At 61.6% G+C, this 25349-nt stretch carries 32 protein-coding genes and 1 tRNA gene; 30 read left to right on the top strand and 3 right to left on the bottom strand.

Annotated elements, in window-relative coordinates:
• Positions 1-19: 19 nt before the first annotated feature.
• The 19 genes from mlaD (at position 20) to tatC (ending at position 13995) form a co-directional block, all read left to right on the top strand.
• Positions 20-535, top strand: a complete 516-nt coding sequence (mlaD, locus tag RE432_RS05950) for an outer membrane lipid asymmetry maintenance protein MlaD (protein WP_310932343.1) — start codon at positions 20-22, stop codon at positions 533-535.
• Positions 536-605: 70 nt separating this feature from the next.
• Positions 606-1439: a VacJ family lipoprotein gene (locus RE432_RS05945; RefSeq protein WP_310932342.1), complete on the top strand. Its 834-nt coding sequence runs from the start codon at positions 606-608 to the stop codon at positions 1437-1439.
• 25 nt (positions 1440-1464) lie between these two features.
• Positions 1465-2124, top strand: coding sequence for a phospholipid-binding protein MlaC (locus tag RE432_RS05940; protein ID WP_409079814.1), 660 nt, complete (start codon positions 1465-1467; stop codon positions 2122-2124).
• A 1170-nt stretch (positions 2125-3294) separates the two neighbouring features.
• Positions 3295-4086, top strand: coding sequence for an ABC transporter ATP-binding protein (locus RE432_RS05935; RefSeq protein WP_310932341.1), 792 nt, complete (start codon positions 3295-3297; stop codon positions 4084-4086).
• Entirely contained in the window at positions 4083-4877 is a 795-nt protein-coding gene (locus RE432_RS05930; RefSeq protein WP_310932340.1) for an ABC transporter permease, read from the top strand. The genes RE432_RS05935 and RE432_RS05930 overlap by 4 nt, the downstream gene beginning before the upstream one ends.
• Before the next feature lie 5 nt (positions 4878-4882).
• Positions 4883-5131 (top strand): BolA family protein, encoded by a 249-nt coding sequence (locus RE432_RS05925; RefSeq protein WP_310932339.1) that lies wholly within the window; start codon positions 4883-4885, stop codon positions 5129-5131.
• Positions 5124-6389, top strand: coding sequence for a UDP-N-acetylglucosamine 1-carboxyvinyltransferase (gene murA / locus RE432_RS05920; RefSeq protein ID WP_310932338.1), 1266 nt, complete (start codon positions 5124-5126; stop codon positions 6387-6389). Before RE432_RS05925 ends, murA begins: the two co-directional genes overlap by 8 nt.
• Positions 6386-7063: an ATP phosphoribosyltransferase gene (hisG, locus tag RE432_RS05915; RefSeq protein WP_310932337.1), complete on the top strand. Its 678-nt coding sequence runs from the start codon at positions 6386-6388 to the stop codon at positions 7061-7063. Before murA ends, hisG begins: the two co-directional genes overlap by 4 nt.
• Positions 7064-7121: 58 nt before the next feature.
• Positions 7122-8438, top strand: coding sequence for a histidinol dehydrogenase (hisD, locus tag RE432_RS05910; protein WP_310932336.1), 1317 nt, complete (start codon positions 7122-7124; stop codon positions 8436-8438).
• 2 nt (positions 8439-8440) lie between these two features.
• Entirely contained in the window at positions 8441-9028 is a 588-nt protein-coding gene (gene hisB, locus RE432_RS05905) for an imidazoleglycerol-phosphate dehydratase HisB (protein WP_310932335.1), read from the top strand.
• A 33-nt stretch (positions 9029-9061) separates the two neighbouring features.
• Positions 9062-9715 (top strand): imidazole glycerol phosphate synthase subunit HisH, encoded by a 654-nt coding sequence (gene hisH, locus RE432_RS05900; RefSeq protein WP_310932334.1) that lies wholly within the window; start codon positions 9062-9064, stop codon positions 9713-9715.
• A gap of 4 nt (positions 9716-9719) precedes the next feature.
• Complete coding sequence (hisA, locus tag RE432_RS05895) at positions 9720-10463, top strand: 1-(5-phosphoribosyl)-5-[(5-phosphoribosylamino)methylideneamino]imidazole-4-carboxamide isomerase (protein WP_310932333.1); 744 nt, start codon at positions 9720-9722, stop codon at positions 10461-10463.
• Entirely contained in the window at positions 10460-11269 is an 810-nt protein-coding gene (gene hisF, locus RE432_RS05890) for an imidazole glycerol phosphate synthase subunit HisF (protein ID WP_310932332.1), read from the top strand. The genes hisA and hisF overlap by 4 nt, the downstream gene beginning before the upstream one ends.
• The gene (hisI, locus tag RE432_RS05885; RefSeq protein ID WP_310932331.1) at positions 11266-11670 is read left to right on the top strand and encodes a phosphoribosyl-AMP cyclohydrolase; all 405 of its coding nucleotides are present in this window, start codon (positions 11266-11268) and stop codon (positions 11668-11670) included. The genes hisF and hisI overlap by 4 nt, the downstream gene beginning before the upstream one ends.
• Positions 11667-12011 carry a phosphoribosyl-ATP diphosphatase gene (locus tag RE432_RS05880; protein WP_310932330.1) on the top strand — a complete coding sequence of 115 codons (345 nt, stop codon included), beginning with the start codon at positions 11667-11669 and terminating at the stop codon, positions 12009-12011. The genes hisI and RE432_RS05880 overlap by 4 nt, the downstream gene beginning before the upstream one ends.
• A gap of 20 nt (positions 12012-12031) precedes the next feature.
• On the top strand, positions 12032-12400 hold the full coding sequence (locus RE432_RS05875; protein ID WP_310932329.1) for a histidine triad nucleotide-binding protein: 369 nt from the start codon (positions 12032-12034) through the stop codon (positions 12398-12400).
• 8 nt (positions 12401-12408) lie between these two features.
• A complete protein-coding gene (gene tatA / locus RE432_RS05870) occupies positions 12409-12639 on the top strand; it encodes a Sec-independent protein translocase subunit TatA (RefSeq protein ID WP_310932328.1) in 231 nt (76 codons plus the stop codon).
• A 52-nt stretch (positions 12640-12691) separates the two neighbouring features.
• On the top strand, positions 12692-13204 hold the full coding sequence (gene tatB, locus RE432_RS05865) for a Sec-independent protein translocase protein TatB (RefSeq protein ID WP_310932327.1): 513 nt from the start codon (positions 12692-12694) through the stop codon (positions 13202-13204).
• Complete coding sequence (tatC, locus tag RE432_RS05860; RefSeq protein ID WP_310932326.1) at positions 13201-13995, top strand: twin-arginine translocase subunit TatC; 795 nt, start codon at positions 13201-13203, stop codon at positions 13993-13995. Before tatB ends, tatC begins: the two co-directional genes overlap by 4 nt.
• A gap of 103 nt (positions 13996-14098) precedes the next feature.
• Here tatC and RE432_RS05855 read toward each other — a convergent pair whose 3' ends face one another.
• Positions 14099-15256: a trypsin-like peptidase domain-containing protein gene (locus RE432_RS05855; RefSeq protein WP_310932325.1), complete on the bottom strand. Its 1158-nt coding sequence runs from the start codon at positions 15254-15256 to the stop codon at positions 14099-14101.
• A 25-nt stretch (positions 15257-15281) separates the two neighbouring features.
• Here RE432_RS05855 and RE432_RS05850 point away from each other — a divergent pair, with 25 nt between their 5' ends.
• Complete coding sequence (locus RE432_RS05850) at positions 15282-16058, top strand: Nif3-like dinuclear metal center hexameric protein (protein WP_310932324.1); 777 nt, start codon at positions 15282-15284, stop codon at positions 16056-16058.
• A gap of 43 nt (positions 16059-16101) precedes the next feature.
• Here RE432_RS05850 and mscL read toward each other — a convergent pair whose 3' ends face one another.
• The gene (gene mscL / locus RE432_RS05845; RefSeq protein WP_310932323.1) at positions 16102-16563 is read right to left on the bottom strand and encodes a large conductance mechanosensitive channel protein MscL; all 462 of its coding nucleotides are present in this window, start codon (positions 16561-16563) and stop codon (positions 16102-16104) included.
• Positions 16564-16687: 124 nt separating this feature from the next.
• Between mscL and petA the strand changes: the two genes are divergently transcribed.
• From petA to RE432_RS05820, 5 genes are all read left to right on the top strand, one after another.
• Positions 16688-17332, top strand: a complete 645-nt coding sequence (gene petA, locus RE432_RS05840) for a ubiquinol-cytochrome c reductase iron-sulfur subunit (RefSeq protein WP_310932321.1) — start codon at positions 16688-16690, stop codon at positions 17330-17332.
• A gap of 74 nt (positions 17333-17406) precedes the next feature.
• Complete coding sequence (locus tag RE432_RS05835) at positions 17407-18795, top strand: cytochrome bc complex cytochrome b subunit (RefSeq protein ID WP_310932320.1); 1389 nt, start codon at positions 17407-17409, stop codon at positions 18793-18795.
• Positions 18796-18815: 20 nt separating this feature from the next.
• On the top strand, positions 18816-19667 hold the full coding sequence (locus RE432_RS05830) for a cytochrome c1 (RefSeq protein ID WP_310932319.1): 852 nt from the start codon (positions 18816-18818) through the stop codon (positions 19665-19667).
• A 146-nt stretch (positions 19668-19813) separates the two neighbouring features.
• Positions 19814-20422: a glutathione S-transferase N-terminal domain-containing protein gene (locus RE432_RS05825; RefSeq protein WP_310932317.1), complete on the top strand. Its 609-nt coding sequence runs from the start codon at positions 19814-19816 to the stop codon at positions 20420-20422.
• 5 nt (positions 20423-20427) lie between these two features.
• Positions 20428-20868 carry a ClpXP protease specificity-enhancing factor gene (locus RE432_RS05820; protein WP_310932316.1) on the top strand — a complete coding sequence of 147 codons (441 nt, stop codon included), beginning with the start codon at positions 20428-20430 and terminating at the stop codon, positions 20866-20868.
• Here the strand turns inward: RE432_RS05820 and RE432_RS05815 are convergent.
• Positions 20861-21628, bottom strand: a complete 768-nt coding sequence (locus RE432_RS05815) for an aldolase/citrate lyase family protein (RefSeq protein WP_310932314.1) — start codon at positions 21626-21628, stop codon at positions 20861-20863. The two genes, RE432_RS05820 and RE432_RS05815, sit on opposite strands and share 8 nt — an antisense overlap.
• Before the next feature lie 73 nt (positions 21629-21701).
• Here RE432_RS05815 and RE432_RS05810 point away from each other — a divergent pair.
• The 5 genes from RE432_RS05810 to RE432_RS05790 all read left to right on the top strand — a co-directional run bounded on the left by RE432_RS05810 (position 21702) and on the right by RE432_RS05790 (position 25311).
• Positions 21702-21777, top strand: a tRNA-Thr gene (locus RE432_RS05810).
• Between the two features lie 200 nt (positions 21778-21977).
• Positions 21978-22457, top strand: a complete 480-nt coding sequence (locus RE432_RS05805) for a hypothetical protein (RefSeq protein WP_310932313.1) — start codon at positions 21978-21980, stop codon at positions 22455-22457.
• A gap of 94 nt (positions 22458-22551) precedes the next feature.
• Positions 22552-23163: a superoxide dismutase gene (locus tag RE432_RS05800; RefSeq protein ID WP_310932312.1), complete on the top strand. Its 612-nt coding sequence runs from the start codon at positions 22552-22554 to the stop codon at positions 23161-23163.
• Positions 23164-23417: 254 nt separating this feature from the next.
• Positions 23418-24179, top strand: a complete 762-nt coding sequence (locus RE432_RS05795; RefSeq protein WP_310932311.1) for an IclR family transcriptional regulator C-terminal domain-containing protein — start codon at positions 23418-23420, stop codon at positions 24177-24179.
• A 22-nt stretch (positions 24180-24201) separates the two neighbouring features.
• Entirely contained in the window at positions 24202-25311 is a 1110-nt protein-coding gene (locus tag RE432_RS05790) for an extracellular solute-binding protein (protein WP_310932309.1), read from the top strand.
• The last annotated feature ends 38 nt before the right edge of the window (positions 25312-25349 follow it).

Genomic DNA, 25349 nt, shown 5'->3' with positions numbered 1-25349 from the left:
ATACGGACCAAGATTAATCATGACACGTGAAAAAACCGATTTCTGGGTTGGCCTGTTTGTATTGCTGGGCGGCATCGCCCTGCTGTTCCTGGCTTTGCGGGCCGGCAATATGAGCTCGTTTTCCTTTGCGCCCACCTATCAGGTGCAGGCCTATTTCGATAACCTGGGCGGCCTGAAGGTCCGCGCCCCGGTCAAGAGCAGCGGCGTGGTGGTGGGCCGCGTGGCCGCCATCGGCTTCGACAATGAACGCTTCCAGGCGGTGGCCACGCTCGACCTTGAGCAGCAATACCAGTTTCCCACCGATTCGTCGGCCTCGATCCTGACCTCGGGCTTGCTGGGCGAGCAGTACATTGGCCTGACCCCGGGCGGCGAAGACAAGAACCTGGCCCAGGGCAACCAGATTCAGTACACCCAAAGCGCGGTGGTGCTGGAAGAGCTGATCAGTAAATTCCTGTACAGCTCGGCCGACAAAGGGGGCAGCGCCCCCGCCGAACCCGCGCCGCCCACCTTGACGCCTCCGGGCGCCCAGCAGTGACTTTCTTTCGCCAACCCGGCCGACACAGCAGATTACAATCGAACGACTGTTGCCTACCCATATCCATCATATGACTACTTCTCCTGCCCCCTCGTCCACGAAACGGTTCCTGCGGCTCGGCAGCCTGATCGGCGCCACCGCGCTGGCCGCCGGCTGCGCCAGCGTGCCCAACCCCACCCCCGACGATCCATGGGAAAGCTATAACCGCAGCATGTACGCGTTCAACGACACCGTCGACCGCGCCTTCCTGAAACCCATCGCCACGGGCTATGACACGTTGATGCCGGATCCGGCGCAAACATGTGTCCACAACATATTCAACAACCTGGCCGATGTGTGGTCGGCCATCAACAGCTTCCTGCAGGCGCGCGGGCACGACTTCTTCAATACCCTGGGCCGCGTGCTGTTCAACTCCACCATGGGCCTGGGCGGTTGTATCGACGTGGCCTCCATGAACGGATCGACCCGCATCCGGAACGACTTCGGCACGACGCTGGGCGTCTGGGGCTTTGATTCCGGCCCGTATGTGGTGCTGCCTTTCCTTGGCGCCAGCTCCCTGCGCGACGGCACCGCCACGCTGGGCACCTTCGCCGCCGGCGTGTCGCCCGTCACGCCCGTGTTCGAAATCGACAACATTCCGCTGCGCAATTCCCTGATCGGCCTGTACATTGTCGATACGCGCGCAGGGCTGCTGGATGCTGACAAACTTGTTGACGATGTGGCGCTTGACCGTTACAGCTTTATCCGCGACGCTTACATACAGCATCGCAAAGCCATGGTCGACAGCCGCCGCGACGGCGTTGCCGCCCCGGATTATTCCGACGACGATCTGCCCGACTATGCCGATCCGGACGACGAAGCCGATACGTCCGGCACGCCGCCCACTGCCGGCGCGGCACAGTAAACGAACAGCCAGGAGTTCCCTACTTATGTTTCATGCATTTTTTACCCACCATGCCACGCACCGCCTGCAGTCCATGCTGGCCGCCGGCGTGCTGGCCCTGTCGGGGCTGATGGCTTCGAGCCCGGCCTTGGCCCAGGGCCAGGTCGACACCAATGCCGCACCGAACGATTTCGTTCAGGAAGTGGCCAACAACGCGCTCGAAGTGGTCAAGAAGAACCAGGCCGTACAAGCGGGCGACCTGGCCAGCATCAACAAGGTGATCGACGAGTACGTGCTGCCCTACGTCAATTTCGAGAAAACCACGCGCCTGGCGGCCGGCCGCCACTGGCGCCAGGCCACGCCCCAGCAGCAGCAGGGGCTGGTCCAGGCGTTCAAGGGCACGCTCATCCGCACTTATAGCGGCGCCCTGGCGCAGGTGGACCAGAAGTCGGCCATCAATATGCTGCCCTTCCGGGGCGATGCCTCGGCCGATGACGTCGTGGTCCGTTCTACGCTGACGCAAAGCAATGGGCCGGCGGTCGGGGTGGATTACCGGCTTGAGAAAACCCAGCAGGGCTGGAAAATCTACGATCTGAATGTGGAAGGTATCTGGCTGATCCAGAATTACCGGAATCAGTTTGCGCAGCAGATTGCGCAAAACGGCATCGACGGGCTGATCGCAGCGCTGAACCGCAGCGGCGGTTGATGTCTGCTGGCGGTGGGTTCTGGGCCGTTTTGGTTCAGGGCTAAAGGCTCAGGTTAGTATTGCGCGTGTTTGGTGTGGCTCAGGTCTTTGAACACGGGCTGTTCGGGCCTTTGCATGGGTTGTTCAGGTCTTAAACACGGGCTGTCCGGTTGACCAGGATTTCGGGCTAGTCGAAGGCGGTTCCGGCCTGCGGCCGGAACTTCCCGAATTTAGCGCCGAACCAGGGCGGTCGCGGAACTCATGCGCTCGGGCCAGTGGCCCGATAACGCGCATTCGAACAGCCGCGACCTTGCATCCCTGGCCCGGCGCTAAATCCGGCGCCTTCGAAAACCGCCCTACACCCCGGTCAACCGGACAGCCCTGTAAAGCGGCTGATTGGCTGAACCCATCGATTGGACTGCATCCAGCGATTGGACTGAATCCGCCGCTGTGCCATGGCGTCTTGAGTGAGCGCCCATGATTTAACGCGCGTGGTTTAACGCGCGTGGCTCGAAGCACAGGGCATTTGGGCGGTCATGCCCTGCATTGCATGACCTCAAGCGTGGGTGCATGCTGACTGTGTGACTTCTGGACTGTTTGACTTCTGAGCAGGTGCCCAAGCCACCCGTCATGGCAGGTAGCAAAGAGCTCAGTCTTGCCAACAGAGTCCGGCTGCATTCAGGCTGCAGTCGCTTGGTACAGGCATCGCATCCATGCCACCCGCCATGACAGACAGTAAGCTGCACAACAGCGTCCAGCGCCAATCACACGACATGACAAGCAAAACAGGGTGCCAATCCTATTTATGATGAGGCCTGCCGGGTGCTGGCGGGGTGGGAGGGCGACTTTGGGCCACGCCGTGGCAAGACGGGCTGGCGGAGAGGCAAGGGCGCAGTTGTTCGAGCGCCGGCTTATCGGGCCACCGGCCCGATGGCGCGAGTTCTGCGCCAGCCCGGCCAGTCAGGATTGACGCGGGCAGTCCTGCGCAGCAGGACCGGGGCACGGGAGCACGACCGCCCCGCCAGCACCCGGCAGGCCGTCTTAAAAAACCCAAACCACCCCAAAAGACACCAAAAACCCAGCCCATCAAACGCCAATTTCCAAACTGCCAGCCGGATAGCGCCCCCATTGGGCACACCGACTATAATACAAAGCTTGGCCTAATTTAGGGCCAGGCTTTTTTCATTACCTATGTCTGCCCTTGTTCTAGAACATATTTCAAAAGTATATGCCCCCCGCAGCCGAAGCTGGAAAGACAGGCTGTCGGCCGCCCCCGCCAAACCCGGCTTCCAGGCCCTGGACGACGTCAGCTTCACCGTCGAACACGGCGAATTCTTCGGCCTGCTCGGCCCCAACGGCGCGGGCAAGACCACACTGATCTCCATACTGGCGGGCCTGGCGCAAGCCACGGCCGGCAAAGCCCGCGTCTGCGGCTACGACGTCGTCGACGACTTCCGGCAATCGCGCCGCGCACTGGGCGTCGTCCCCCAGGAAATCGTCTACGACCCCTTCTTTACCGTGCGCGAAACCCTGCGCATACAGTCGGGCTACTTCGGATTGCGCAATAACGACGACTGGATCGACGAAATCCTGCACAATCTGGGCCTGGCCGACAAAGCCGAAACCAATATGCGCGCCCTATCGGGCGGCATGAAGCGCCGCGTGCTGGTGGCACAGGCCCTGGTGCACCGCCCGCCCGTCATCATCCTGGACGAACCCACCGCCGGCGTCGACGTCGACCTGCGCCGCAACCTGTGGGAATTCATTGCCCGGCTGAACAAGGAAGGCCACACCATCTTGCTCACCACCCATTATCTTGAAGAGGCCGAAGCGCTGTGCGGGCGCATCGCCATGCTCAGGAGCGGCCGGGTCGTGGCGCTGGACACCACACAGGCCCTGCTGGCCCGGGTAGGCGGATCGCACCTTGAAGAAGCCTTCGTACGCATCATGCACGACGACGAATTCCTGGGGGTGACGGCATGAGCGCGACCCCCATCATCGAGCCGCGCAGCGACATGGGCTCGGGCTTCCCCACCCTGCTGCGCAAAGAACTGTCGCGATTCTGGAAGGTGGCCTTCCAGACCATTGCCGCGCCGGTCTTGACGGCGCTGCTGTATTTGCTGATTTTCGCCCATGTGCTGGAAGGCCGGGTCCAGGTGTACGGCACCGTGCCCTACACCTCTTTCCTGATCCCGGGGCTGATGATGATGAGCATGCTGCAGAACGCCTTCGCTAACCCCTCGTCATCCCTGATACAAAGCCGCATCACCGGGAATCTGGTCTTCATCCTGCTGCCGCCCCTGTCGCACCGCGAGATCTTCAGCGCCTACCTGCTGGCCTCGATCGCGCGCGGGCTGTGCGTAGGCGCCTGTGTCTGGCTGGTGGCGCTGTTCTTCGTGCGCCTGCCCGTTGCCAATATACTGTGGGTGCTGGCCTTTGCCGTGCTGTCTTGCGGCATTATGGGCACGCTGGGGCTGGTGGCCGGCCTGTGGTCCGAAAAATTCGACCAGTTGGCCGCCTTCCAGAACTTCCTGATCATGCCCGCCACCTTCCTGTCCGGCGTGTTCTACTCCATACACAGCCTGCCGCCGTTCTGGCAAGCCGTCTCGCACTGGAACCCGGTTTTTTATACGATAGACGGCTTCCGCTACGGCTTTTTCGCCGTCTCGGACGTATCGCCATGGCACAGCCTGGCCGTTGTCGCCGCCGTTTTCATTGCGCTTTGTTTCTTTGCCCTGCGCCTGCTGGCCAGCGGCTATAAACTTCGGAATTGATTCTTATGTTGCCTACCCCAGAACAAGTACGCCAGTACATCGCCGACAACCTCGACTGTGAACAGCTTGAAGTGCGGGGCGATGGATCCCATTTCGAAGCCCTGATCGTCAGCCCGGCCTTCGAAGGCAAGCGCCTGATCGCCCGCCATCAATTGGTGTATTCCGCGCTGGGTGAACGCATGAAGGCAGAAATCCACGCGCTGTCCATGCGCACACTGACCCCGGACGAATACAAGGCGAACCCGAATGGATAAACTCCACATTACCGGAGGCAACCGTCTTAACGGCGAAATCACCATCTCGGGCGCCAAGAACGCGGCCCTGCCCATCCTGTGCGCCAGCCTGCTGACGGCCGACACCGTTACGCTGCAGAATGTGCCCGCCCTGAACGATATCGGCACGACCCTGCGCCTGCTCAAGCAGATGGGCGTTCAGTCCGATCACAGCAAAGACGGTGTCGTGCACCTTGACGCCTCGCAGGTCAACAGCCTGGAAGCGCCCTACGAGCTGGTCAAGACCATGCGCGCCTCTATCCTGGTGTTGGGGCCGCTGCTGACCCGTTTCGGCGAAGCCCGCGTCAGCCTGCCCGGCGGCTGCGCCATTGGCCAGCGCCCGGTGGACCAGCACATCAAGGGCCTGGAAGCCATGGGGGCCGACATCAAGATCGAGCATGGCTTCGTGGTCGCCAAGGCCAAGCGCCTGAAAGGCGCATCGATCCGCACCGACATGGTCACCGTGACAGGCACCGAGAACCTGATGATGGCGGCCGTGCTGGCTGAAGGCCGCAGCACGCTTGAAAATGCCGCGCGCGAGCCGGAAATCACCGACCTGGCCGAGCTGCTCAACAAAATGGGCGCCCGCATCCAGGGCCACGGCACCGACCGCATCGTCATCGACGGGGTCGAACGCCTGCACGGCGCCAGCCACCAGGTGGTGGCCGACCGCATTGAAGCGGGTACTTTCCTGTGCGCCGTGGGCGCCGCCGGCGGCGAGATCATGCTGCGCCGCGCCGCGCCGCACACCATGGGCGCCGTCATCGACAAATTGCAGGAAGCCGGCCTGACCATTGAGTGCGGCGACGACTGGATACGCGGGTCCATGAACAAGCGGCCGCGCGCCACCGGTTTTCGCACGCGCGAATACCCCGGCTTTCCCACCGACATGCAGGCGCAGCTGATGGCGCTGAACACGATTGCCGACGGCACTGCCGTCATCGTCGAGAACATCTTCGAAAATCGCTACATGCACGTGCAGGAACTGGGCCGCATGGGCGCGCAAATCGATATCGACGGGCATACCGCCGTCGTCACGGGCGTTCCCCAGCTATCGGGCGCCACTGTCATGGCAACCGACTTGCGCGCATCGGCCAGCCTGGTCATTGCCGGCCTTGCCGCCTTTGGCGACACCGTGGTCGAGCGCATTTATCACCTGGACCGCGGCTATGAGCGCATGGAAGAAAAACTGCGTTCGGTCGGCGCCCAGATTCAACGCCTAACCCGGGAAGCCGCATGAGCCCTGCCAGCCTTGAACGTCCCCTGACGCTTGCCCTGTCCAAAGGGCGGATTTTCGACGAAACCATGCCGCTGCTGGCCGCGGCCGGCGTCGAAGTAGCCGAGAACCCCGAAACCTCGCGCAAGCTTATTCTGCCCACCAGCAGTCCCGACCTGCAACTGATTATCGTGCGCGCCTCTGACGTGCCCACCTATGTGCAATATGGCGCCGCCGACTTCGGCATTGCCGGCAAAGACGTGCTGTACGAGCACGCCGCCCAGCACCCGGGCGGCCTGTACCAGCCTATCGACCTGAACATTGCGCGGTGCCGCCTGTGCGTGGCCGTGGCCAATGGCTTCGACTATGAAAAGGCGGTGCGCCAGGGCTCGCGCCTGCGCATTGCCACCAAATACGTGCAGGCCGCGCGCGAGCACTTCGCCAGGAAAGGCGTATACGTGGACATCATCAAGCTGTACGGCTCCATGGAGCTGGCCCCGCTGGTGGGCCTGGCCGACGCCATTGTCGACCTGGTGTCCACAGGCGGCACGCTGAAGGCCAACAATCTGGTCGCGGTGGAAGACATTGCCCCGATATCGTCGCGGCTGATCGTCAACCAGGCCTCGCTCAAGACGCGCGCCGGCAAGCTTCAGCCGCTGATCGACGCCTTTGCGCGGGCGTCGGCCACCCTGGCCTGAACCCGGGCCCCGTTACGGTATACACTCATTGAACGATATCGCCTTCGCCACCTGAATCATGTCTTCAATCAAACGCCTGAGCACCCAGTCCGAGCAGTTCAACCCAACCCTGCGCACGCTGCTGGCCTTCGACGCCTCGCAGGACGAATCGATCGAACGCGCCACCGCCGACATCCTCAGGCATGTGCAGGCAAACGGCGACCAGGCGCTGCTGGACTACACGCAGCGCTTCGACCGTGTATCGGCCGCGTCGGTGGCGGCGCTGGAAATCGAGCGGCACGAATGGCTGGCGGCCCGCGACGCCCTGCCCGCCGACCAGCGCAAGGCGCTGGAGGCGGCGGCCGAGCGCGTGCACCGCTATCACGAGCACCAGCGCGCGCAAACCTGGTCGTACACGGAAGACGACGGCACGGTGCTGGGGCAGAAGATCACGCCACTGGACCGCGTGGGGCTGTATGTGCCGGGCGGCAAGGCCGCCTACCCCTCGTCGGTGCTCATGAATGCCGTGCCGGCCAAAGTGGCCGGCGTGCCCGAAGTCATCATGGTGACCCCCACGCCCGACGGCGTGCGCAACCCCATCGTGCTGGCGGCCGCGGCTATCGGCGGCGTGGACCGGGTCTGGGGCATAGGCGGCGCGCAAGCCGTGGCCGCCCTGGCCTATGGCACCGCCACCATTGCGCCGGTCGATAAAATTGTCGGGCCCGGCAATGCCTATGTAGCCGCCGCCAAGCGCCGCGTATACGGCACGGTGGGCATAGACATGATCGCCGGCCCCAGTGAAATCCTGATCATTGCCGACGGCTCCACCCCGGCCGACTGGATCGCCATGGACCTGTTCTCGCAAGCTGAACACGACGAGCTCGCCCAGGCCATTTTGCTCTGCCCCGACCTGGCCTACCTGGACGAGGTGGAAGCCGCCATCGAGCGTCTGCTGCCAAGCATGCCGCGCGCCGGCATCATCCGCACCAGCCTGGGCAACCGCGGCGCGCTGATCCACGTGCGCGATCTGGACGAAGCCTGTGCCATCGCCAACGATATCGCCGCCGAGCACTTGGAAATATCCACCCGGAACCCGCAACAGTGGGCCGACCAGATCCGCCATGCCGGCGCCATTTTCCTGGGCCGCTACAGTTCTGAAGCCCTGGGCGACTACTGCGCCGGCCCCAATCACGTGTTACCCACTTCGCGTACCGCCCGTTTTTCATCACCGCTGGGCGTGTATGATTTCCAGAAGCGCTCCAGCCTGATTCATGTCTCGCAGGAAGGCGCGCAAACCCTGGGGCGCGTGGCGGCCACGCTGGCCTACGGCGAAGGGCTGCAGGCCCATGCCGCCAGTGCCGAATACCGCCTGAACCCCGCCGATACCGAATCCTGATCATGCGTACTGCCGATATCACCCGAAACACCAACGAAACGCGCGTGCGCGTGTCCATCAACCTGGACGGCACCGGCCGGCAAACCATCAATACCGGCGTGCCGTTCCTGGATCACATGCTGGACCAGATCGCCCGCCACGGCCTGATCGACCTGGACATCCATTGCGATGGCGATACGCATATCGACGACCACCACACCGTGGAAGATGTGGGCATCACCCTGGGCCAGGCCTTTGCCGCCGCCGTGGGCGACAAGGCCGGCTTGCGCCGCTACGGCCATTCCTACGTGCCGCTGGACGAAGCCCTGTCGCGCGTGGTCATCGATTTTTCAGGCCGCCCCGGGCTGTACTACCATATTCCCTTCACACGTTCGCATATCGGCCGCTTCGATGTCGACCTGGCCCGCGAGTTCTTCCAGGGCTTCGTCAATCACGCCCTGGTCACCATGCACATCGACAATCTGCGCGGCGAAAACTCGCACCATCAATGTGAAACCGTGTTCAAGGCCTTCGGCCGCGCCTTGCGCATGGCCGTCGAACTAGACCCACGCAATGCCGGCGTGGTGCCATCCACCAAGGGTGTCCTGTAAACCCGGCTTTCCCCCCTTTAACGGCTGATTACCGTGAATACTATCGCGATTGTTGACTACGGCATGGGCAATTTCCATTCAGTGGCCCGTGCCTTGCAGGCGGCCGCGCCCGCCGCCGACATAAAAATCTGCAATACCCCCCAAGGCATAGACCAGGCTTCGCGCGTGGTCTTTCCCGGCCAGGGCGCCATGCCCGACTGCATGCGCACGCTGGACGCATCCGGCCTGCGCGACGCCGTCTTGCGCGCGGCGCGCAGCAAGCCCCTGCTGGGCGTGTGCGTCGGCGAGCAGATGCTGTTCAGCGAAAGTGAAGAAGGCCATGTGCCGTGCCTGGATATTTTCCCGGGCAAGGTCAGGCGCTTTGCCGGGCCGCAATATGCCGGCGCGCAGGGCCAGCCCCAGGGCCCCGAGCTGCTGAAGGTGCCCCACATGGGCTGGAATCCGGTGCAGCAGGTAAAAAGCCATGCCTTGTGGAACGGCATTCCCGATCTGACGCATTTTTACTTCGTGCACAGCTACTACGCCGTGCCCGACGACCCGGCCCTGACTGTTGGGGTAAGCCACTACGGCACCAGCTTTACCTGCGCCATCGCAGCGGCTAACATTTTCGCAGTACAGTTCCATCCCGAAAAAAGCGCAAGCCATGGTTTGCGCCTGTACCGGAATTTTGTTGATTGGAATCCATAACATCATGCTACTCATACCCGCCATAGACCTTAAAGACGGGCGTTGCGTGCGCCTTCGCCAGGGCGACCTGGATGACGCAACGGTTTTTTCCGATGACCCCTCCGCCATGGCAACGCAATGGCTGGATCAGGGCGCCCGGCGCCTGCACCTGGTCGACCTGAACGGCGCTGTCGCCGGCAAGCCGAAAAACGAAGCGGCCATCAAGGCCATCATCCAGGCCGTGGCCGACGACATTCCGGTGCAGATCGGCGGCGGCATACGCGACCTGGACACCATCGAACGCTATCTGGACGCCGGCATTTCGTATGTAATTATCGGCACCGCCGCGGTCAAAGACCCCGGCTTCCTGCGCGATGCCTGCAGCGCCTTTCCCGGCAACATCATCGTCGGGCTGGACGCGCGCGACGGCAAGGTGGCCACCGACGGCTGGAGCAAGCTCACCCGCCACGACGTGCTCGACCTGGCCCGCAAGTTCGAAGACTACGGCTGCGAGGCCATCATCTACACGGACATCGGCCGCGACGGCATGCTGTCGGGCGTCAACATCGAAGCCACCGTGGCCCTGGCCCAGCACGTGAACATCCCCATCATTGCGTCGGGCGGCGTCACCGACCTGAAAGACATCGAAGCGCTGTGCGCCGTTGAAGACGAAGGCGTCGAAGGCGCCATCCTGGGCCGCAGCCTGTACGAAGGCACGCTGGATTTCGCCGCCGCGCAGAACCTGGCCGACGGGCTGGGCACGCCATGACCCAGCCGGACAAGGCCCTGGCCGATACGGCGCTGACACGCCGCATCATCCCCTGCCTGGATGTCACGGCGGGCCGGGTCGTGAAAGGCGTGAACTTCGTCGATCTGGTCGATGCCGGCGACCCGGTCGAAATCGCCCGCAAATACAACGAGCAGGGCGCCGACGAGCTCACCTTTCTTGACATCACCGCCACCAGCGACGCGCGCGACCTGATCCTGCCCATTATCGAATCGGTGGCCAGCCAGGTCTTCATTCCCCTGACGGTGGGCGGCGGCGTGCGCCAGGTCTCCGACATCCAGCGCCTGCTGAATGCGGGCGCCGACAAGGTCTCGATCAACAGCGCCGCCGTGGCCAACCCCGAACTGGTGCGCGCGGCGGCCGACTATCACGGCTCGCAGTGCATTGTGGTGGCCATCGACGCGCGCCGCGTCTCGGCGCCCGGCGAGCCCCCAAAGTGGGAAATCTTCACCCACGGCGGGCGCAAGGCCACTGGCATCGACGTGATCGAATGGGCCCGCAAAATGGCCGAGTACGGCGCGGGCGAACTGCTGCTGACCAGCATGGATCGCGACGGCACCAAATCGGGCTTCGACCTTGAACTGACGCGCGCCGTGTCCGACGCCGTCCCCATCCCCGTGATCGCCTCGGGCGGGGTGGGCAATCTGCAGCACCTGGCCGACGGCGTGACCGGCGGCAGGGCCAGCGCGGTACTGGCCGCCAGCATCTTTCATTACGGAGAATACACTGTGCAGCAAGCCAAGGAGTTCATGGCTGCGCAAGGTATTAAGGTACGATTACCCGCATGACACAAGATCCCCTTTGGCTCAATGCTATTTCATTCGACGAGAACGGCCTGATCCCGGCCATTGCCCAAGATGCGGAAACCGGCACCATACTGATGGTGGCCTGGATGAACGCCGAGTCGCTGGCTGAAACCGTGGCGACCGGGCACGCCGTCTACTGGTCGCGCTCGCGCAATCGGCTGTGGCGCAAGGGCGAAGAATCCGGCCACATACAGATCGTGCATGAAATCCGCCTGGACTGCGATGGCGATGTCATTTTGCTGAAGGTCATGCAAGAAGGCGGCATTGCCTGCCACACGGGCCGCGCCAGCTGTTTTTTCCGGCGCCTTGACGGCACCCCCGACGACGCCGTCTGGGCCAGCGTCGACCCTGTCCTGAAAGATCCCGAGCTGATATACAAATGAGCCCAGCCGATACCGCCACCATCCTGGCCCGCCTGGCCGACACGCTGGAATCCCGCCTGCCGGCCCGGGGCGGCGATCCGGGCAGCTCGTACACCGCCAAGCTGCTGGCCAAGGGGCCCGACGCCTTCCTGAAGAAAATAGGCGAAGAAGCCACCGAACTGGTCATGGCCGCCAAAGACAACACGCCCGAGCGCATCGTCAGCGAAACCGCCGACTTGTGGTTCCACAGCATGGTGGCCCTGGCCTATTATGGCCTGCGGCCCGAGCAGGTGCTGGCCGAGCTGGCCCGCCGCGAAGGCACCTCGGGCCTGGCGGAAAAAGCCAGCCGAGCCGAACACTGACCCACCCACACGAGACCGTCATGAGCGACAACTGCCTGTTCTGCAAAATTGCCAAAGGCGATATTCCTTCAAAGAAAGCGTACGAAGACGAAGATTTTTTTGTTTTTCACGACATAAACCCCGCCGCTCCCGTACACTTGCTAGTTATACCGAAACACCACGTTGTGTCCATGCAGGCAGTACAGGCGGACGATGCGCAATGGTTGGGTAGAATGATGGCCCTGGCGCCCAAGCTGGCACAAGAAAACGGCTGCACGCCAGGCCACGAAGGCGGCTTCCGGCTGGTCATCAACACAGGTATTGAAGGCGGACAAGAAATTGACCACCTGCATATGCATATTATTGGGGGCCCGCGCCCCTGGGACAAACGTGCAGCCCCGGCTGCGTAGGAGAAATCATGGGTAGTTTCAGTATCTGGCATTGGCTTATCGTCCTGGTCATCGTCGCCTTGGTGTTCGGCACCAAGAAAATCCGCAACATGGGCGAAGACCTGGGCGGCGCCGTCAAAGGCTTCAAGAAAGGCATGAAAGATGCCAACGAAGAAAAAACCCCTGAGGCCGTTACACAGCAACGCGTTCAAAGCGAAGACACCATCGACGTCCAGGCCAAGGAAAAAACCGACGTCTGAAAAGAGCACGGCGCCTTTTCCCAACTCTTTTCTTTAAGCGAACCCGTTACTCATGTTTGACGTCAGCTTTAGTGAACTTATGCTGATCGGCGTGATTGCGCTGATCGTCATCGGGCCCGAGCGCCTGCCCAAAGTTGCCCGCACCATCGGGCATTTGGTGGGCCGCGCGCAGCGTTACGTCAGCGACGTCAAGACAGATATCCAGCGTGAAATGGACCTGGACGAGCTCAACAACCTGAAAGGCCAGATGGAAGAAGCCGCCAAGTCGGTCAAGTCGTCCATGCAAGACGCCACCGACTCCTTGCGCGCACCGCTGGACGAAGCCCAGCAGGCGCTTAAGGACGCGTCGGCATCGGTCGAGTCCCTGGTCGACAGCGCCAAGGCCGAAGCGTCCGACAACAAGCAGGACAAGCCACAGGAACGCATCCCCGAACCGCTGTCCGAGCCCCCGGCCGAGGCCGCGCCCCCGGCCGCCGATGCGCCGGCGGCGGAACAGGACACCGCTACGCTGCCGCTGCCCGGCTTCGACGACACTTCCAAGACAAAAACAGGGACGCCAACGTGACACAGGACGCATCCCCGTCGCAAGACACTTTCATTTCCCACCTGGTCGAGCTGCGCACCCGCCTGTTGCGGGCCGTACTCGCCGTGCTGGCCGTTTTCGTGGTGCTGTTCATCTACCCCGGGCCATCGGCCATTTACGACGTCCTGGCCCAACCCATGCTGGCTTCGCTGCCCGAAGGCACGCGCATGATCGCCACCGGTGTGATCACTCCCTTCATGGTGCCCATCAAAGTCACGATGCTGGCGTCTTTCGTGCTGGCGCTGCCCGTTGTGCTGTACCAGGCCTGGGCCTTTGTGGCGCCCGGGCTGTATAAGCACGAACAGCGGCTTGCCCTGCCGCTGATCGCATCCAGCACGCTGTTGTTCCTGCTGGGCATGGCGTTCTGCTACTTCTTCGTGTTCCGCACAGTGTTCCACTTTATTGCGGGCTTTGCGCCGGAGTCCATTACCCCCGCGCCCGATATCGAAGCCTATGTCAGCTTTGTCATGACCATGTTCATTGCCTTCGGGGTCACCTTCGAGGTGCCGGTGGCGGTTATTCTGCTGGTCATGAGCGGCATGGTCACCGTCGAAAAGCTGCGCGCTGCGCGCGGCTATGTGGTGGTGGGGGCTTTTGTGATTGCGGCGGTGGTCACGCCGCCCGACGTGGTCAGCCAGTTCATGCTGGCCGTGCCGCTATGCCTGCTGTTCGAGGTCGGCGTGCTGCTGGCCAGCGGCATCAAGAAAAAACAGGCCCGCGAACCCGACGACGAAACGTCCGACGCCGACGAAATCGCCACGCGCAACGACTAAGCAATACGCCAAGCGAAACGCCCCAAAGGTTGGATGTATGTCCAACCTTTGGGGCAATCCAATCCGGGGCGTTCTTTTTTCATCCGGCGCCTTGCTGCCCCGATCAGGGCCGGCGTATGCGCGGCCGCGTTCCCACTTCCACTTTGATGTCGCGAGCCTTGCCGTCGCGCGCAATGGTCAGGGTCACGGCCTGGCCAGGCGGCAATGGCGCGATCTGGTTCAGGAAGCCGATGGAGTCCACCACCTGTTCATCGCCAATCTTCAACACGATATCGCCTACCCTGAGGCCACCGTGCCAGGCAGGCCCATTGCGCTGCACGCTGGCCACGATGACGCCGTCGCTCTGCCGCAGCTTGAAGGCACGGGCCAGGTCGGGCGTGATGTCCTGCGGCTCGATGCCCAGCCAACCGCGTGTCACCGTGCCGGTCTGGATGATCTGCTCCATGATGGTTTGCGCCGCGTGGGCCGGTATGGCAAACCCGATGCCCAGCGATCCGCCTGTTTCGGAATAAATGGCGGTATTGATGCCGACCAGCCGCCCCGACGTGTCGATCAGCGCCCCGCCCGAATTGCCCGGATTGATGGCGGCATCGGTCTGAATGAAATTTTCGTAAATGTTGATGCCCAGCCGATTGCGGCCTAACCCCGACACAATCCCCATGGTGGTGGTTTGCCCGACCCCAAAGGGGTTGCCGATGGCGAGCACGACATCGCCGATGCGGACCGGGTGCGCGCCATTGAAGGCAATGCTGTGCAGGCCGGGCAGATTGATCTTGAGCACGGCCAGGTCGCTTTCCGGGTCGGCGCCCACCAGCTCGGCCCGGCTTTCACGGCCGTCGCTCAGGGCGACCTGAATCGCATCGGCGGCTTCCACCACATGGAAGTTGGTCAGGATATAGCCGTCGCCGCGCACGATGACGCCCGAACCTAGGCTGGTCGACTCCTTGCGGCGGCTGAAACCGGGAATTTCACGGAACAGCCGCTCCAGCTCGGGGTCGGCAGGCGTGGGAATCAGCGGTACATTGATATGCTTGCTGGTATAAATGTTGACGACCGACGGCGTGGCCTGCGCAACGGCCGCGGCGTACGAGGCCTGGGGCAGGCTGGCAGCCGCGCCGGGGGCGGCCGGGGCAGGCGCAGTGGCCGGCGCTGGCGCCTTGGTCCCGGAGCCCAGCCAATCGGGGCGCAAGGTTGCCACAATGAATAAAATACCCAGGCAAACCGTTACCGTTTGGGCAAATAGCAACCACAATCGACGCATAAGGCTATAAGGAAATAGGCAAACAATGAATCAGGTTTCTACGCAGCAACTGGCCAGTTGGCTTGACTCCACCCTGCAGCCGCAACGCTTCAAAGACTATTGCCCCAACGGGCTGCAGGTAGAAGGCAAAACCGCCATCCGCCACATTATCACCGGAGTGACGGCCTCGCAGGCATTGCTCGAGGCCGCCATCGAAAGAAATGCCGACGCCATCCTGGTGCATCACGGCTGGTTCTGGAAGAACGAGAACCCGGTCGTGCGCGGCCCCAAGCGCGAAAGACTGGCCCTGGCCCTGCGGCACAATCTGAACGTGTTCGCCTACCATCTGCCGCTGGACGCCCATGTGGCACTAGGCAATAACGCACAACTGGGCCGCGTACTGGGCCTGGAGCCGGAACTGGACGAAGACGGCAACCCGCGGCGTTGCGGACCCGATAATCTGGTCTGGCTGGGCCGTTGCCCGGGCGGCAAAACACTGGAAGAATTTGGTAGCGATATTTGCAATGCTTTACAACGACGCCCTTTACTTGTGGGAAATCCGCAACAAAAAATCCAGCGTATCGCGTGGTGTACGGGTGGCGCCCAAAGCATGATGGAAGCGGCGGTGGCCGAGGGCGTGGATGCCTACCTGACGGGCGAGGCCTCGGAGCCCACTTTTCATCTGTCGCGGGAAACCGGCACCGCCTTCATCGGGGCCGGGCATCATGCCACGGAACGCTATGGTGTACAGGCCCTGGGCCGCGCCATTGCCGACGCGTTCCCCATACAAGTGGATTTCATCGATATCGACAACCCGATCTGACCTGGAGGCCAGACCGGGGGGGCGCCATCCGCGCCCGGCGACCCTACTTTTTCAGCAGGTCGCGGATTTCGCGCAGCAACGCGACATCTTCCGCCGGGGGCGGAGGCGCCGCGGCTTCTTCTACTTGCTGTTGCCGGAAGACACGCTCACGCGCGGAATTGACGGCCTTGACCAGGCAAAAGACCACGAAGGCCAGCAGGATGAAGTTGATGAGAATGGTGATGAAGTTGCCCCACGACAACAGCACCGCGCCGGCCTTGCTCAGCGCATCGTAGGTTTCGGGGCCCACATAGCCTTCGGGTGCGCGCAAGACCCAGAACTTGTTGGTGAAATCGACTTCGCCGCCCAATATGAACGAGATGATGGGCATGATGATGTCTTTGACCAAAGAGTCGATGATCTTGCCGAATGCCGCGCCGATAATGACGCCGACAGCCAGATCGATCATATTGCCCTTGACCGCGAACTCTTGGAATTCCTGAAGAAAACCCCGTGCTTTGCTCATATCCTCTTCCTTTCACGTTACACCCGATAGCGGGCTAACGCTATAATACGCGGTTGATAAGATAGTACACAGCCAAAAACAGTAAATGGTATGCCCCGCGCGGGCATGAATTAAGGATACTAGAATGAGTCAGATTACGACACAGCTCGATGATTCCGGCGCGGTTGATCCCAACCTTCCGCCCGACCCATCGCGCCGTTTCTGGGTAGCTTCTGCCTGTGCCGTCGGCGGCGCCGCAGGCGTCGCCACGGCGGTTCCCTTCGTCAGCTCCTTTGCGCCATCGGAAAAAGCGCGCGCAGCGGGTGCCCCGGTCGAAGTCGATGTCTCTAATATCGCTCCCGGCCAGATGCTCACGGTCGAGTGGCGCGGCAAGCCGGTATGGATCATGCACCGTACCGACGCACAACTGGCCGGCCTGAAGGCGCACGACGGCGAACTGGCCGACCCCAACTCCGACCGGCCCGGCTATACGCCCGAATACGCCAAAAACGAGTATCGTTCACGCAAGCCCGAGCTCTTCGTCTGCGTTGGCATCTGCACCCATCTGGGCTGCTCGCCATCGCCGGCCTTTACGCCCGGCCCGCAGCCCGGCCTGCCTTCCGACTGGGCCGGCGGTTTCTTTTGTCCTTGCCACGGGTCTTACTTCGATCTGGCCGGGCGCGTGTACAGCAACAAGCCCGCACCCGACAACCTCGAAGTGCCTCCGTATTCGTACTCAGCCGATGGTTCGCACATCACCATCGGCGTGGACGAAGACAACAAGGCTTGATGCCGCGGCGGGCCCGCGCGCCCGCGAACTGAACCCGTAATACGCCTCGTAAGATAGAAAAAAGGAGCCGTTTCATGGCTGGCGAGAAAACCGTCGATACGACAGGACTTTTGGGATGGATAGATAGGCGCTTCCCGCTATCTACCCTGTTCAAAGAGCATATGTCGGAATACTATGCGCCCAAAAATTTCAATTTTTGGTACTTCTTTGGCTCGCTGGCCTTGCTGGTGCTGGTCATCCAGATCGTGACCGGTATTTTCCTGGTCATGAACTACAAGCCCGACGCCAAGCTGGCATTCGAGTCGGTCGAGTACATCATGCGCGAAGTGCCATGGGGCTGGCTGATCCGCTACATGCACTCCACCGGCGCGTCCATGTTCTTCGTGGTCGTCTACCTGCACATGCTGCGCGGCCTGTTCTACGGCTCGTACCGCAAGCCGCGCGAACTGGTCTGGATCTTCGGCGTTGCCATTTTCCTGTGCCTGATGGGCGAAGCCTTCATGGGCTATCTGCTGCCCTGGGGCCAAATGTCGTACTGGGGCGCCCAGGTCATCGTGAACCTGTTCTCGGCCATTCCGTTCATCGGCCCCGAACTGGCCATCTGGATCCGCGGCGACTACGTCGTGTCCGATGCCACGCTGAACCGCTTCTTCGCGTTCCACGTCATCGCCATTCCGCTGGTGCTGATCGGCCTGGTCGTTGCGCACATCATTGCGCTGCATGAAGTGGGCTCGAACAACCCCGACGGCGTCGAAATCAAGCAAGGCCCCAAAGACCGCTACGGCCGCCCCCTGGACGGCATTCCCTTCCACCCGTATTACTCGGTGCACGACATCGTCGGCGTGGCGGGTTTCCTGATCGTCTTTGCCGCCATCATCTTCTTCGCGCCGGAAATGGGCGGGTACTTCCTTGAGTACAACAACTTCATTCCGGCCGATCCCCTGAAGACGCCGCCGCACATTGCCCCGGTCTGGTATTTCACGCCGTTCTATTCCATGCTGCGCGCCATTACCTCCGACTTCACCTGGGTCCTGGCCGCCGGCTCCCTGATCGCCGCCATCGCCCTGTTCTTCAAGGGCAATCTGAAAGGCCTCTGGCGCATCGCCGTCCCTGTCGTCCTGATCCTGGTCGCCGTGCTGCTGCGCACGATCGACGCCAAGTTCTGGGGCGTGGTGGCCATGGGCGGCGCGGTCGTGATCCTGTTCTTCCTGCCCTGGCTCGACCACTCGCCGGTCAAGTCCATACGCTACCGTCCCACCTGGCACAAGTATCTGTACGCTATCTTCATCATCAACTTCCTGGTGTTGGGCTATCTGGGCACGCAAGCGCCCAATCCGACCTTCAACCTCATGAGCCAGATCGGAACGCTGATCTATCTGGGCTTCTTCCTGCTGATGCCCATCTGGAGCCGTCTGGGTACTTTCAAGCAAGTCCCCGACCGCGTCACGTTTCACGCTCATTAAGGCCACCAATACGTTACGGAATGATCATGATTAAAAAGCTGCTAGGCACCATTGCTTTATCACTGACCTGCGCGATTACGTTCGCTGCCGACGGTGGTTACAAGCTTGACTCCGCGCCCGACCGTATCAACGACATGGCTTCGTTGCAGAACGGCGCCAAACTGTTCGTCAACTACTGTCTGGGCTGTCATAGCGCCAACGCCATGCGCTATAACAAGCTCGCTGAAATCGGCCTGACCGACGAGCAGATCAAGAAGAACCTGCTGTTCACCGGCGAAAAAGTCGGCGACCTGATGCACATCGCCATGACGCCGCAAGACGCCAAGAAGTGGTTCGGCGCCGCGCCGCCCGACCTGTCCGTCATTGCACGCGCCAAGTCGACCACCATGGGCCCTTCAGGCGTCGATTACGTCTATACCTTCCTGCGCACGTTCTACCGCGACACATCCAAGACAACCGGCTGGAACAACCTGGTCTTCCCCAGCGTGGGCATGCCCAACGTGCTGTGGGAACTCCAGGGTCCGCGCGCGCTCGAGCACGTGACCATTCACGAAGCCGAAAAAGACGGCGCCACGCAATGGGAACGCATTACCGCCAAGTACGACGACCAGGGTTTCTCTGAAATCAAGACCGATGTGCTTCAGGATTACAGCGGCAACCCCGTCAACAGGGCCATTCTCTCGTCGCCCGACCCCAAAATGGCGGCCGTCTTCGACAACCACGTTGCCGACCTGAGCAACTTCCTGGGCTGGATGGCCGAACCAATGCAGCTTCAGCGCAAACAGATGGGTGTGTGGATTCTGCTGTTCCTGGCCTTCTTCCTGCTCGTCGCCTGGCGCCTGAATTCGGTATATTGGAAGGACGTCAAGTAAAATGACGCCAGCCCGGTAGCTGCAGCGCCCGGCGCTGCCTCCAGGCTACCGGCTACAGAGGCGTAGTGTCATACGCCTCTGCTTTTTCGGAGCCGCACTTTTTTGTGCGCGCTCTTGTTTTTATTTCTACGATTGGAATCCGCGACATGATGGTGCTCTATTCTGGAACGACTTGCCCGTTCTCCCAACGCTGCCGCTTTGTGTTGTTTGAAAAAGGCATGGATTTTGAGATCCGCGATATCGACTTGTACAACAAGCCCGAAGACATTGCGGTCATGAATCCTTACGGCCAAGTACCCATTCTGGTCGAGCGCGACTTGGTGCTGTACGAGTCCAACATCATCAACGAATACATCGACGAGCGCTTCCCGCATCCTCAGCTCATGCCGGCCGACCCCGTCATGCGCGCGCGCACCCGCCTGTTCCTGTACAACTTCGAAAAAGAACTGTTCGTACACGTGTCGGCGCTTGAAGACCGCAGCTCCACCGATACCAAGGCGCAAGACTTTGCGCGCCAGAACATCCGCGACCGCCTTGCGCAACTGGCTCCCTTGCTGTTAAAAAACAAGTTCATGCTGGGCGAAGAGTTCTCGATGCTGGACGTGGCCGTGGCCCCCTTGCTGTGGCGTCTTGACCACTACGGCATCGAACTGCCCAAGAATGCGGCCCCCATCCAGAAATACGCCGAACGCATTTTCTCGCGTCCGGCCTACATCGAAGCACTGACCCCGTCCGAAAAGGTCATGCGTCGCTAAGCACCATGCAAGAGTCTTCGACCAAGCCCTACCTGATACGCGCCCTGCACGAGTGGTGCACCGACAACGGATACACACCCCATATCGTCGTCACGGTCGACGCCAATACGGTGGTGCCGCCGGCGCATATCCACGATGGCCAGATCACCCTGAACATCGGCACCATGGCCACCAACCGCCTGACCCTGGGCAACGACTATATCGAGTTCCAGACCCGTTTTGGCGGCGTCACCGAACAGATATTCGTGCCCGTTGCGGCGGTCTCGGCCATTTACGCCCGTGAAACAGGGGCCGGCATGGGTTTTGACGTGGTCGAGTCGCAACCCTACCCCGGCGGCGGCGACGCCACCGCCGCCGCGGCGCCCAAAGCGGTACCGGACACGGGCGAAGCCAGTTCCGATACCGCCTCTTCGCCGAAGCCGCCCAAGCTGACCGTGATCAAGTAGCCCGGAAGCGGGCCGCCAGCTTTTCGGTTTCGCGGGCCAGTATGGCCACATCCATCCCAACCGCGGTAAACAGGGTGCCCACTTCCATATAGCGCCGTGCCAGCGCCTCGTCGAAAGTCAGAATGCCCGGCGCCTTGCCGCAGGCCTTGACGCGCCTGATGGCGTCTTCGATGGCGCTTTGCACCTGCGGATGCGTCAGTTGGCCCGGAAAGCCCATGCTCGCCGCCAGATCGGCGGGGCCGATGAACACCCCGTCCACGCCGTCGACCGAGGCGATCTTCTCCAGGTTGTTCAAGCCTTCCACCGTTTCGACCTGCACCAGCAAACACAGTTCGTCCTGGCAAGACTGCGTATAGCCCGTCATCCGGCCAAACCCGCTGGCGCGCATCGTACCGCCCGCGCCCCGTATGCCGGCCGGCGCATAGCGCGTACCCGCCACGGCCAGGGCAGCTTCTTCGGCGGTTTGCACATAAGGAATCAACAAGGTCTGGGCGCCGATATCCAGATAGCGCTTTTGCTGCACAGGATCGTTCCAGCTTGGCCGGACCAGGCACGACACCGGATAAGGCGCCGCCGCCTGCAACTGCCCCAGCACCGACGACACCTCATTGGGCGCGTGCTCGGTGTCGATCAGCAGCCAGTCGAAGCCGGAACCGGCGACGACCTCGGCGCTATAGGGGCTGGTCAACGACACCCACAGGCCCAACTGATGCTGGCCCGCCTGAATGGCGCGCTTGAAACGATTTACGGGTAGCTGCATGGCTAAGCACCTTGACGTGTTGTAATGAAGGACTCAAGCGTATCATTAAATTTTTTAGTAGAATACCGAGTCCGCCGGTTTAGCTCAGTTGGTAGAGCAGCGCACTTGTAATGCGAAGGTCAGGAGTTCGACTCTTCTAACCGGCACCAGAATTCAAGCGGGTTTACCGCGAAACAGGGCCATGTCTTAAAGACTGGCCCTTTTTCTTTGGCCGGCATCTTTGGCCGGCGCATGGTTTGCCGCGCTCAAACGCACTGCCGCCGCTCTATCGGCTTTGGTATACTGAATCTAAATCATTATTATTTAATATACAGATAAAGACAGCTCAAACCCCTTACCGGAGCGTGCCATGCAAGCCATTACACATCGCGGGATTCGCCCTCCGATTGCTGCGGCTGCGGATCTCACGCGATGGCGGTCGGCCATCACGCAAGGCAATCATGCCTTTGACGCAGCGGACTACATCAAGGCGGCGCATCACTACCGTCTTGCGCGCGCCATCGCGGGAGAACTGTTCGGCATCGCGGCCGACGCCGATGCCGGCGTGGCGGCGCTGGTCATCGCCCACCACAATCTTGCCGATGCCTGCGAGTACATGAACCGGCATGCAGAGCAAGGCGCACAGCTATGCGCAGTGCACCAGCAGCTTTGCCAGGCGATGGATGACCCGGCGCTGGACGCCTCCTGGCGCATGGCGGCATGGCGTCACAGCCAGCGTACTTATGCCGAGCTGACGCGCTTCGCCAACCGCCATCCGGGGCATGCGCAGGCACGCGCCTTGCTCGCCCAAGGGGCTGCGGGCCCAAGATCCGGACCAGGCGCGCATTGATGCCGACAGCGTCTTCCACCCCGGTCCCCGGCTCCCGTCCGCGTCTGCTTCATTCCCTTATCCGCTCATTACGAGCCTTCAAAAGGAGTCATCCGTGTCCTATACATTGCCCCCCCTGCCCTACGCTTATGACGCGCTGGAGCCGCACATCGACGCCCAGACCATGGAGATCCACTACACCAAGCACCACCAGACTTACATTAATAATGTGAATGCCGCCCTGGAAGGCGCAGGACTTGATTTCCCCCCTGTCGAAGAATTGGTGGCCGGCATCGACAAGCTGCCCGAGTCGGTACGCGGCGCCGTGCGCAACAATGGCGGCGGCCATGCCAACCACAGCCTGTTCTGGCTGGTCATGTCGCCCAGTGGCGGCGGAAAACCCGAAGGCGACCTGGCTGCGGCGATCGACGCCGAACTGGGCGGCCTGGATCAGTTCAAAGAAGCGTTCACCAAGGCTGCGCTGACGCGTTTCGGCAGCGGCTGGGCCTGGCTGAGCGTGACGCCGCAAAAGAAACTGGTGGTTGAAAGCACCGGCAACCAGGACAGCCCGCTCATGACTGGCAACACACCGATTCTGGGCCTGGACGTCTGGGAGCACGCCTATTACCTGAAATACCAGAACCGCCGTCCCGACTACATTGCCGCTTTCTACAATGTCGTCAACTGGCCCGAGGTGGCGCGCCGCTACCAGGCCGCGCTGGGCTGACCCAGGGGGGCACAGCCCCCCAATGCCCAACGGAAAAAACGCAACACCCAACTTTGAAGCGGGGCGCCTGATCATAGGCGCCCCGCTTGTTGTTTTCATCCTCTTGCGGTGAATCCTGTTGACCGCAAGCGCGGGACGCCTGCGCACGCCGCAGCGGTACAAACCCTAATTGCCCATTGCATAACGCATGACTAGACTGCTTTGAGTTCATCTTATTAAACACGTTCAATATATTGAACGACGTAAAAATGGATATGATCAAAGATACTTCGGGCAATCGCGGTTACGAGCGGGTCCTGCAACTCATCGAGTGGCTGTCCGCCCAAGCGGAACCCGTCACACTGGCTCAGGTGGTGCAACACCTGGGCTGGCCTAAAAGCAGCGCCCTGCTTCTGCTGCGCTCGCTGGTCGACAACGCCTATGTCGCCCGGCTGGCCGACAACCGCTACCAGCTTGTACGGCTTCCCGGCGAACCCTCGCCGCACAACACAGCGTGGGGCACCCTGGTCAGGATGAGCGAACCTATTCTGCGCGAGACCGTCGATGCAGTGAAGGAAACCGGTTTTGTGGCGGTGCTGACGCCCGATCTGCACTTGCGCTACCTGAACAAGTTATTGCCGCCACGCGAAATTCGCTATGACCGCGATATCAGCAAACTGCGCATACCCCATCACGTGGCCAGCGGCCTGATGCTGCTGGCGGGCATGAGCGAGCCCGAACTCGAGGCGTATATAGCGCAGATAGCGCGGGCGTCCGGCGACGACATTGAACAGATCCGCTCACTTGTAGACACCGCCCGGCGCAACGGATATGCCGTGAACCTTCAAGGCCGCGTAGAAGGGGCCGCCGGTGTCTCGGCGCCCATTATCGGTTCGAACGGACGTTTTATCGCGGCCATCAATATTTCGGGCCCCCGCGAACGTTTCACCAACCATCTCGATGAGCTCATTGCAGGGGCCGTCGAAGCCGCCCGGCGGGTAAGCGAAACACTCAACCGCCTTATTTCCACATCTTGAATCCGCTCTCGGAGGAGACCCCATGAACATAAGAAACACCCTTGCAGTTCTGGCGCTTGGCGCCGCCGCGCTACCCGCCGCCCATGTCCTGGCGCAAACCAGTAACGTCCCCGATTATTATCCGGCCAATTATTCCGAATTGGCCGACGCCTCGCGCAGCGAAAACGGTCTGGTCATCTATTCCAACATGGCGGACAACAACTGGCAGCCCGTCATTCAAGGATTCAACAAGCATTACCCCTGGATCAAGGTTGAAACCCTGGACCTGGGCTCGGGTACGGTGCACTCGCGCTGGGAAGCCGAAGCCGGCAGCGGTTCGCGCACCGCCGACATCCTCGTGTCGGGCGCCAACGACCGCTGGGCGCGTTATGGCCAGGAAGGCACCATGCTGCCTTATGAAAGTCCTGAATCCGGCAAGCTGCCCGACTTCGCCAAGCCATACCCCGGCGTCAATGTGATGTCTACGGACCCCCTGGTCATTACCTATAACGCAGCCCTGCTCCCCGAAGGCAAGCGCCCCACCGGATTCCAGTCTCTGGTGGACATGGCCAAGGCCGAGCCGTCGAAATTCAAGGGCCGCATCACCACTTACGATGCGGCGCGGAATTCATTCGGGCTAGCCTCATGGTGGCAAACGCTGCAGGTCAAGGGCGAGCCGGGCTGGGCCGCGCTGCGCGAGATCGGCCCCATGATACGCGGCGAAACATCGGGCGGCCCCATGAACGAGAAAATCGCCGCTGGCGAGTATCTGGTGGGCATTGGCGTGTCGGGCATCACGATCTTTCCCAGGCTCGAACAGCCCGGCGGCAAGATCCTGGGTTTCGCGTTTCCCGATGACGGCACGCCGGTCATGATGCGCGGCCTGGGCATCGCCAAAGACAGCGCCAATCCCAACTCGGCCAAGCTGATGCTGGACTATCTGCTCAGCGTCGAGGGCCAGACCCTGATCGGAAAAGGCGGCCTGACGCCTTACCGCGAAGAAGTCAAGGAAGACGAAGTACGCTACACCTACCAGGCCATCTCCGAACTCGTCGGCAAGGACAACGTCATTGTCGTGGGTTTCGACAAGGCCCTGATCGACGAGGCGGCCGCCTTCGCTAAGAAGTGGACTGCCGCCATGTCGGGAAAATAAGTCTGAATCTGTCGTAACCCGCAGCCGGCGGCACCGCC

Source organism: Pusillimonas sp. SM2304 (assembly GCF_031628915.1).
In the GTDB taxonomy this organism is placed as follows: Bacteria; Pseudomonadota; Gammaproteobacteria; order Burkholderiales; family Burkholderiaceae_B; genus Pusillimonas_C.
Note: the sequence above shows the minus strand (reverse complement) of the source record. Positions and strands in the feature narration are given on the sequence as shown.

Bases quoted from the DNA above. Each gene is read 5' to 3' on its own strand.
- RE432_RS05935 (WP_310932341.1), top strand. From the start codon at position 3,295: ATGTCTGCCCTTGTTCTAGAACATATTTCAAAAGTATATGCCCCCCGC.
- RE432_RS05835 (WP_310932320.1), top strand. From the start codon at position 17,407: ATGGCTGGCGAGAAAACCGTCGATACGACAGGACTTTTGGGATGGATA.
- RE432_RS05825 (WP_310932317.1), top strand. From the start codon at position 19,814: ATGATGGTGCTCTATTCTGGAACGACTTGCCCGTTCTCCCAACGCTGC.
- RE432_RS05830 (WP_310932319.1), top strand. From the start codon at position 18,816: ATGATCATGATTAAAAAGCTGCTAGGCACCATTGCTTTATCACTGACC.
- mscL (WP_310932323.1), bottom strand. From the start codon at position 16,563: ATGAGCAAAGCACGGGGTTTTCTTCAGGAATTCCAAGAGTTCGCGGTC.
- RE432_RS05805 (WP_310932313.1), top strand. From the start codon at position 21,978: ATGCAAGCCATTACACATCGCGGGATTCGCCCTCCGATTGCTGCGGCT.
- RE432_RS05940 (WP_409079814.1), top strand. From the start codon at position 1,465: ATGTTTCATGCATTTTTTACCCACCATGCCACGCACCGCCTGCAGTCC.
- hisA (WP_310932333.1), top strand. From the start codon at position 9,720: ATGCTACTCATACCCGCCATAGACCTTAAAGACGGGCGTTGCGTGCGC.
- tatA (WP_310932328.1), top strand. From the start codon at position 12,409: ATGGGTAGTTTCAGTATCTGGCATTGGCTTATCGTCCTGGTCATCGTC.
- RE432_RS05855 (WP_310932325.1), bottom strand. From the start codon at position 15,256: ATGCGTCGATTGTGGTTGCTATTTGCCCAAACGGTAACGGTTTGCCTG.
- hisI (WP_310932331.1), top strand. From the start codon at position 11,266: ATGACACAAGATCCCCTTTGGCTCAATGCTATTTCATTCGACGAGAAC.
- hisG (WP_310932337.1), top strand. From the start codon at position 6,386: ATGAGCCCTGCCAGCCTTGAACGTCCCCTGACGCTTGCCCTGTCCAAA.
- RE432_RS05880 (WP_310932330.1), top strand. From the start codon at position 11,667: ATGAGCCCAGCCGATACCGCCACCATCCTGGCCCGCCTGGCCGACACG.
- RE432_RS05815 (WP_310932314.1), bottom strand. From the start codon at position 21,628: ATGCAGCTACCCGTAAATCGTTTCAAGCGCGCCATTCAGGCGGGCCAG.
- mlaD (WP_310932343.1), top strand. From the start codon at position 20: ATGACACGTGAAAAAACCGATTTCTGGGTTGGCCTGTTTGTATTGCTG.
- RE432_RS05930 (WP_310932340.1), top strand. From the start codon at position 4,083: ATGAGCGCGACCCCCATCATCGAGCCGCGCAGCGACATGGGCTCGGGC.
- hisF (WP_310932332.1), top strand. From the start codon at position 10,460: ATGACCCAGCCGGACAAGGCCCTGGCCGATACGGCGCTGACACGCCGC.
- murA (WP_310932338.1), top strand. From the start codon at position 5,124: ATGGATAAACTCCACATTACCGGAGGCAACCGTCTTAACGGCGAAATC.
- RE432_RS05850 (WP_310932324.1), top strand. From the start codon at position 15,282: ATGAATCAGGTTTCTACGCAGCAACTGGCCAGTTGGCTTGACTCCACC.
- RE432_RS05790 (WP_310932309.1), top strand. From the start codon at position 24,202: ATGAACATAAGAAACACCCTTGCAGTTCTGGCGCTTGGCGCCGCCGCG.
- RE432_RS05820 (WP_310932316.1), top strand. From the start codon at position 20,428: ATGCAAGAGTCTTCGACCAAGCCCTACCTGATACGCGCCCTGCACGAG.
- hisD (WP_310932336.1), top strand. From the start codon at position 7,122: ATGTCTTCAATCAAACGCCTGAGCACCCAGTCCGAGCAGTTCAACCCA.
- RE432_RS05795 (WP_310932311.1), top strand. From the start codon at position 23,418: ATGATCAAAGATACTTCGGGCAATCGCGGTTACGAGCGGGTCCTGCAA.
- hisB (WP_310932335.1), top strand. From the start codon at position 8,441: ATGCGTACTGCCGATATCACCCGAAACACCAACGAAACGCGCGTGCGC.
- petA (WP_310932321.1), top strand. From the start codon at position 16,688: ATGAGTCAGATTACGACACAGCTCGATGATTCCGGCGCGGTTGATCCC.
- RE432_RS05875 (WP_310932329.1), top strand. From the start codon at position 12,032: ATGAGCGACAACTGCCTGTTCTGCAAAATTGCCAAAGGCGATATTCCT.
- RE432_RS05945 (WP_310932342.1), top strand. From the start codon at position 606: ATGACTACTTCTCCTGCCCCCTCGTCCACGAAACGGTTCCTGCGGCTC.
- RE432_RS05925 (WP_310932339.1), top strand. From the start codon at position 4,883: ATGTTGCCTACCCCAGAACAAGTACGCCAGTACATCGCCGACAACCTC.
- tatB (WP_310932327.1), top strand. From the start codon at position 12,692: ATGTTTGACGTCAGCTTTAGTGAACTTATGCTGATCGGCGTGATTGCG.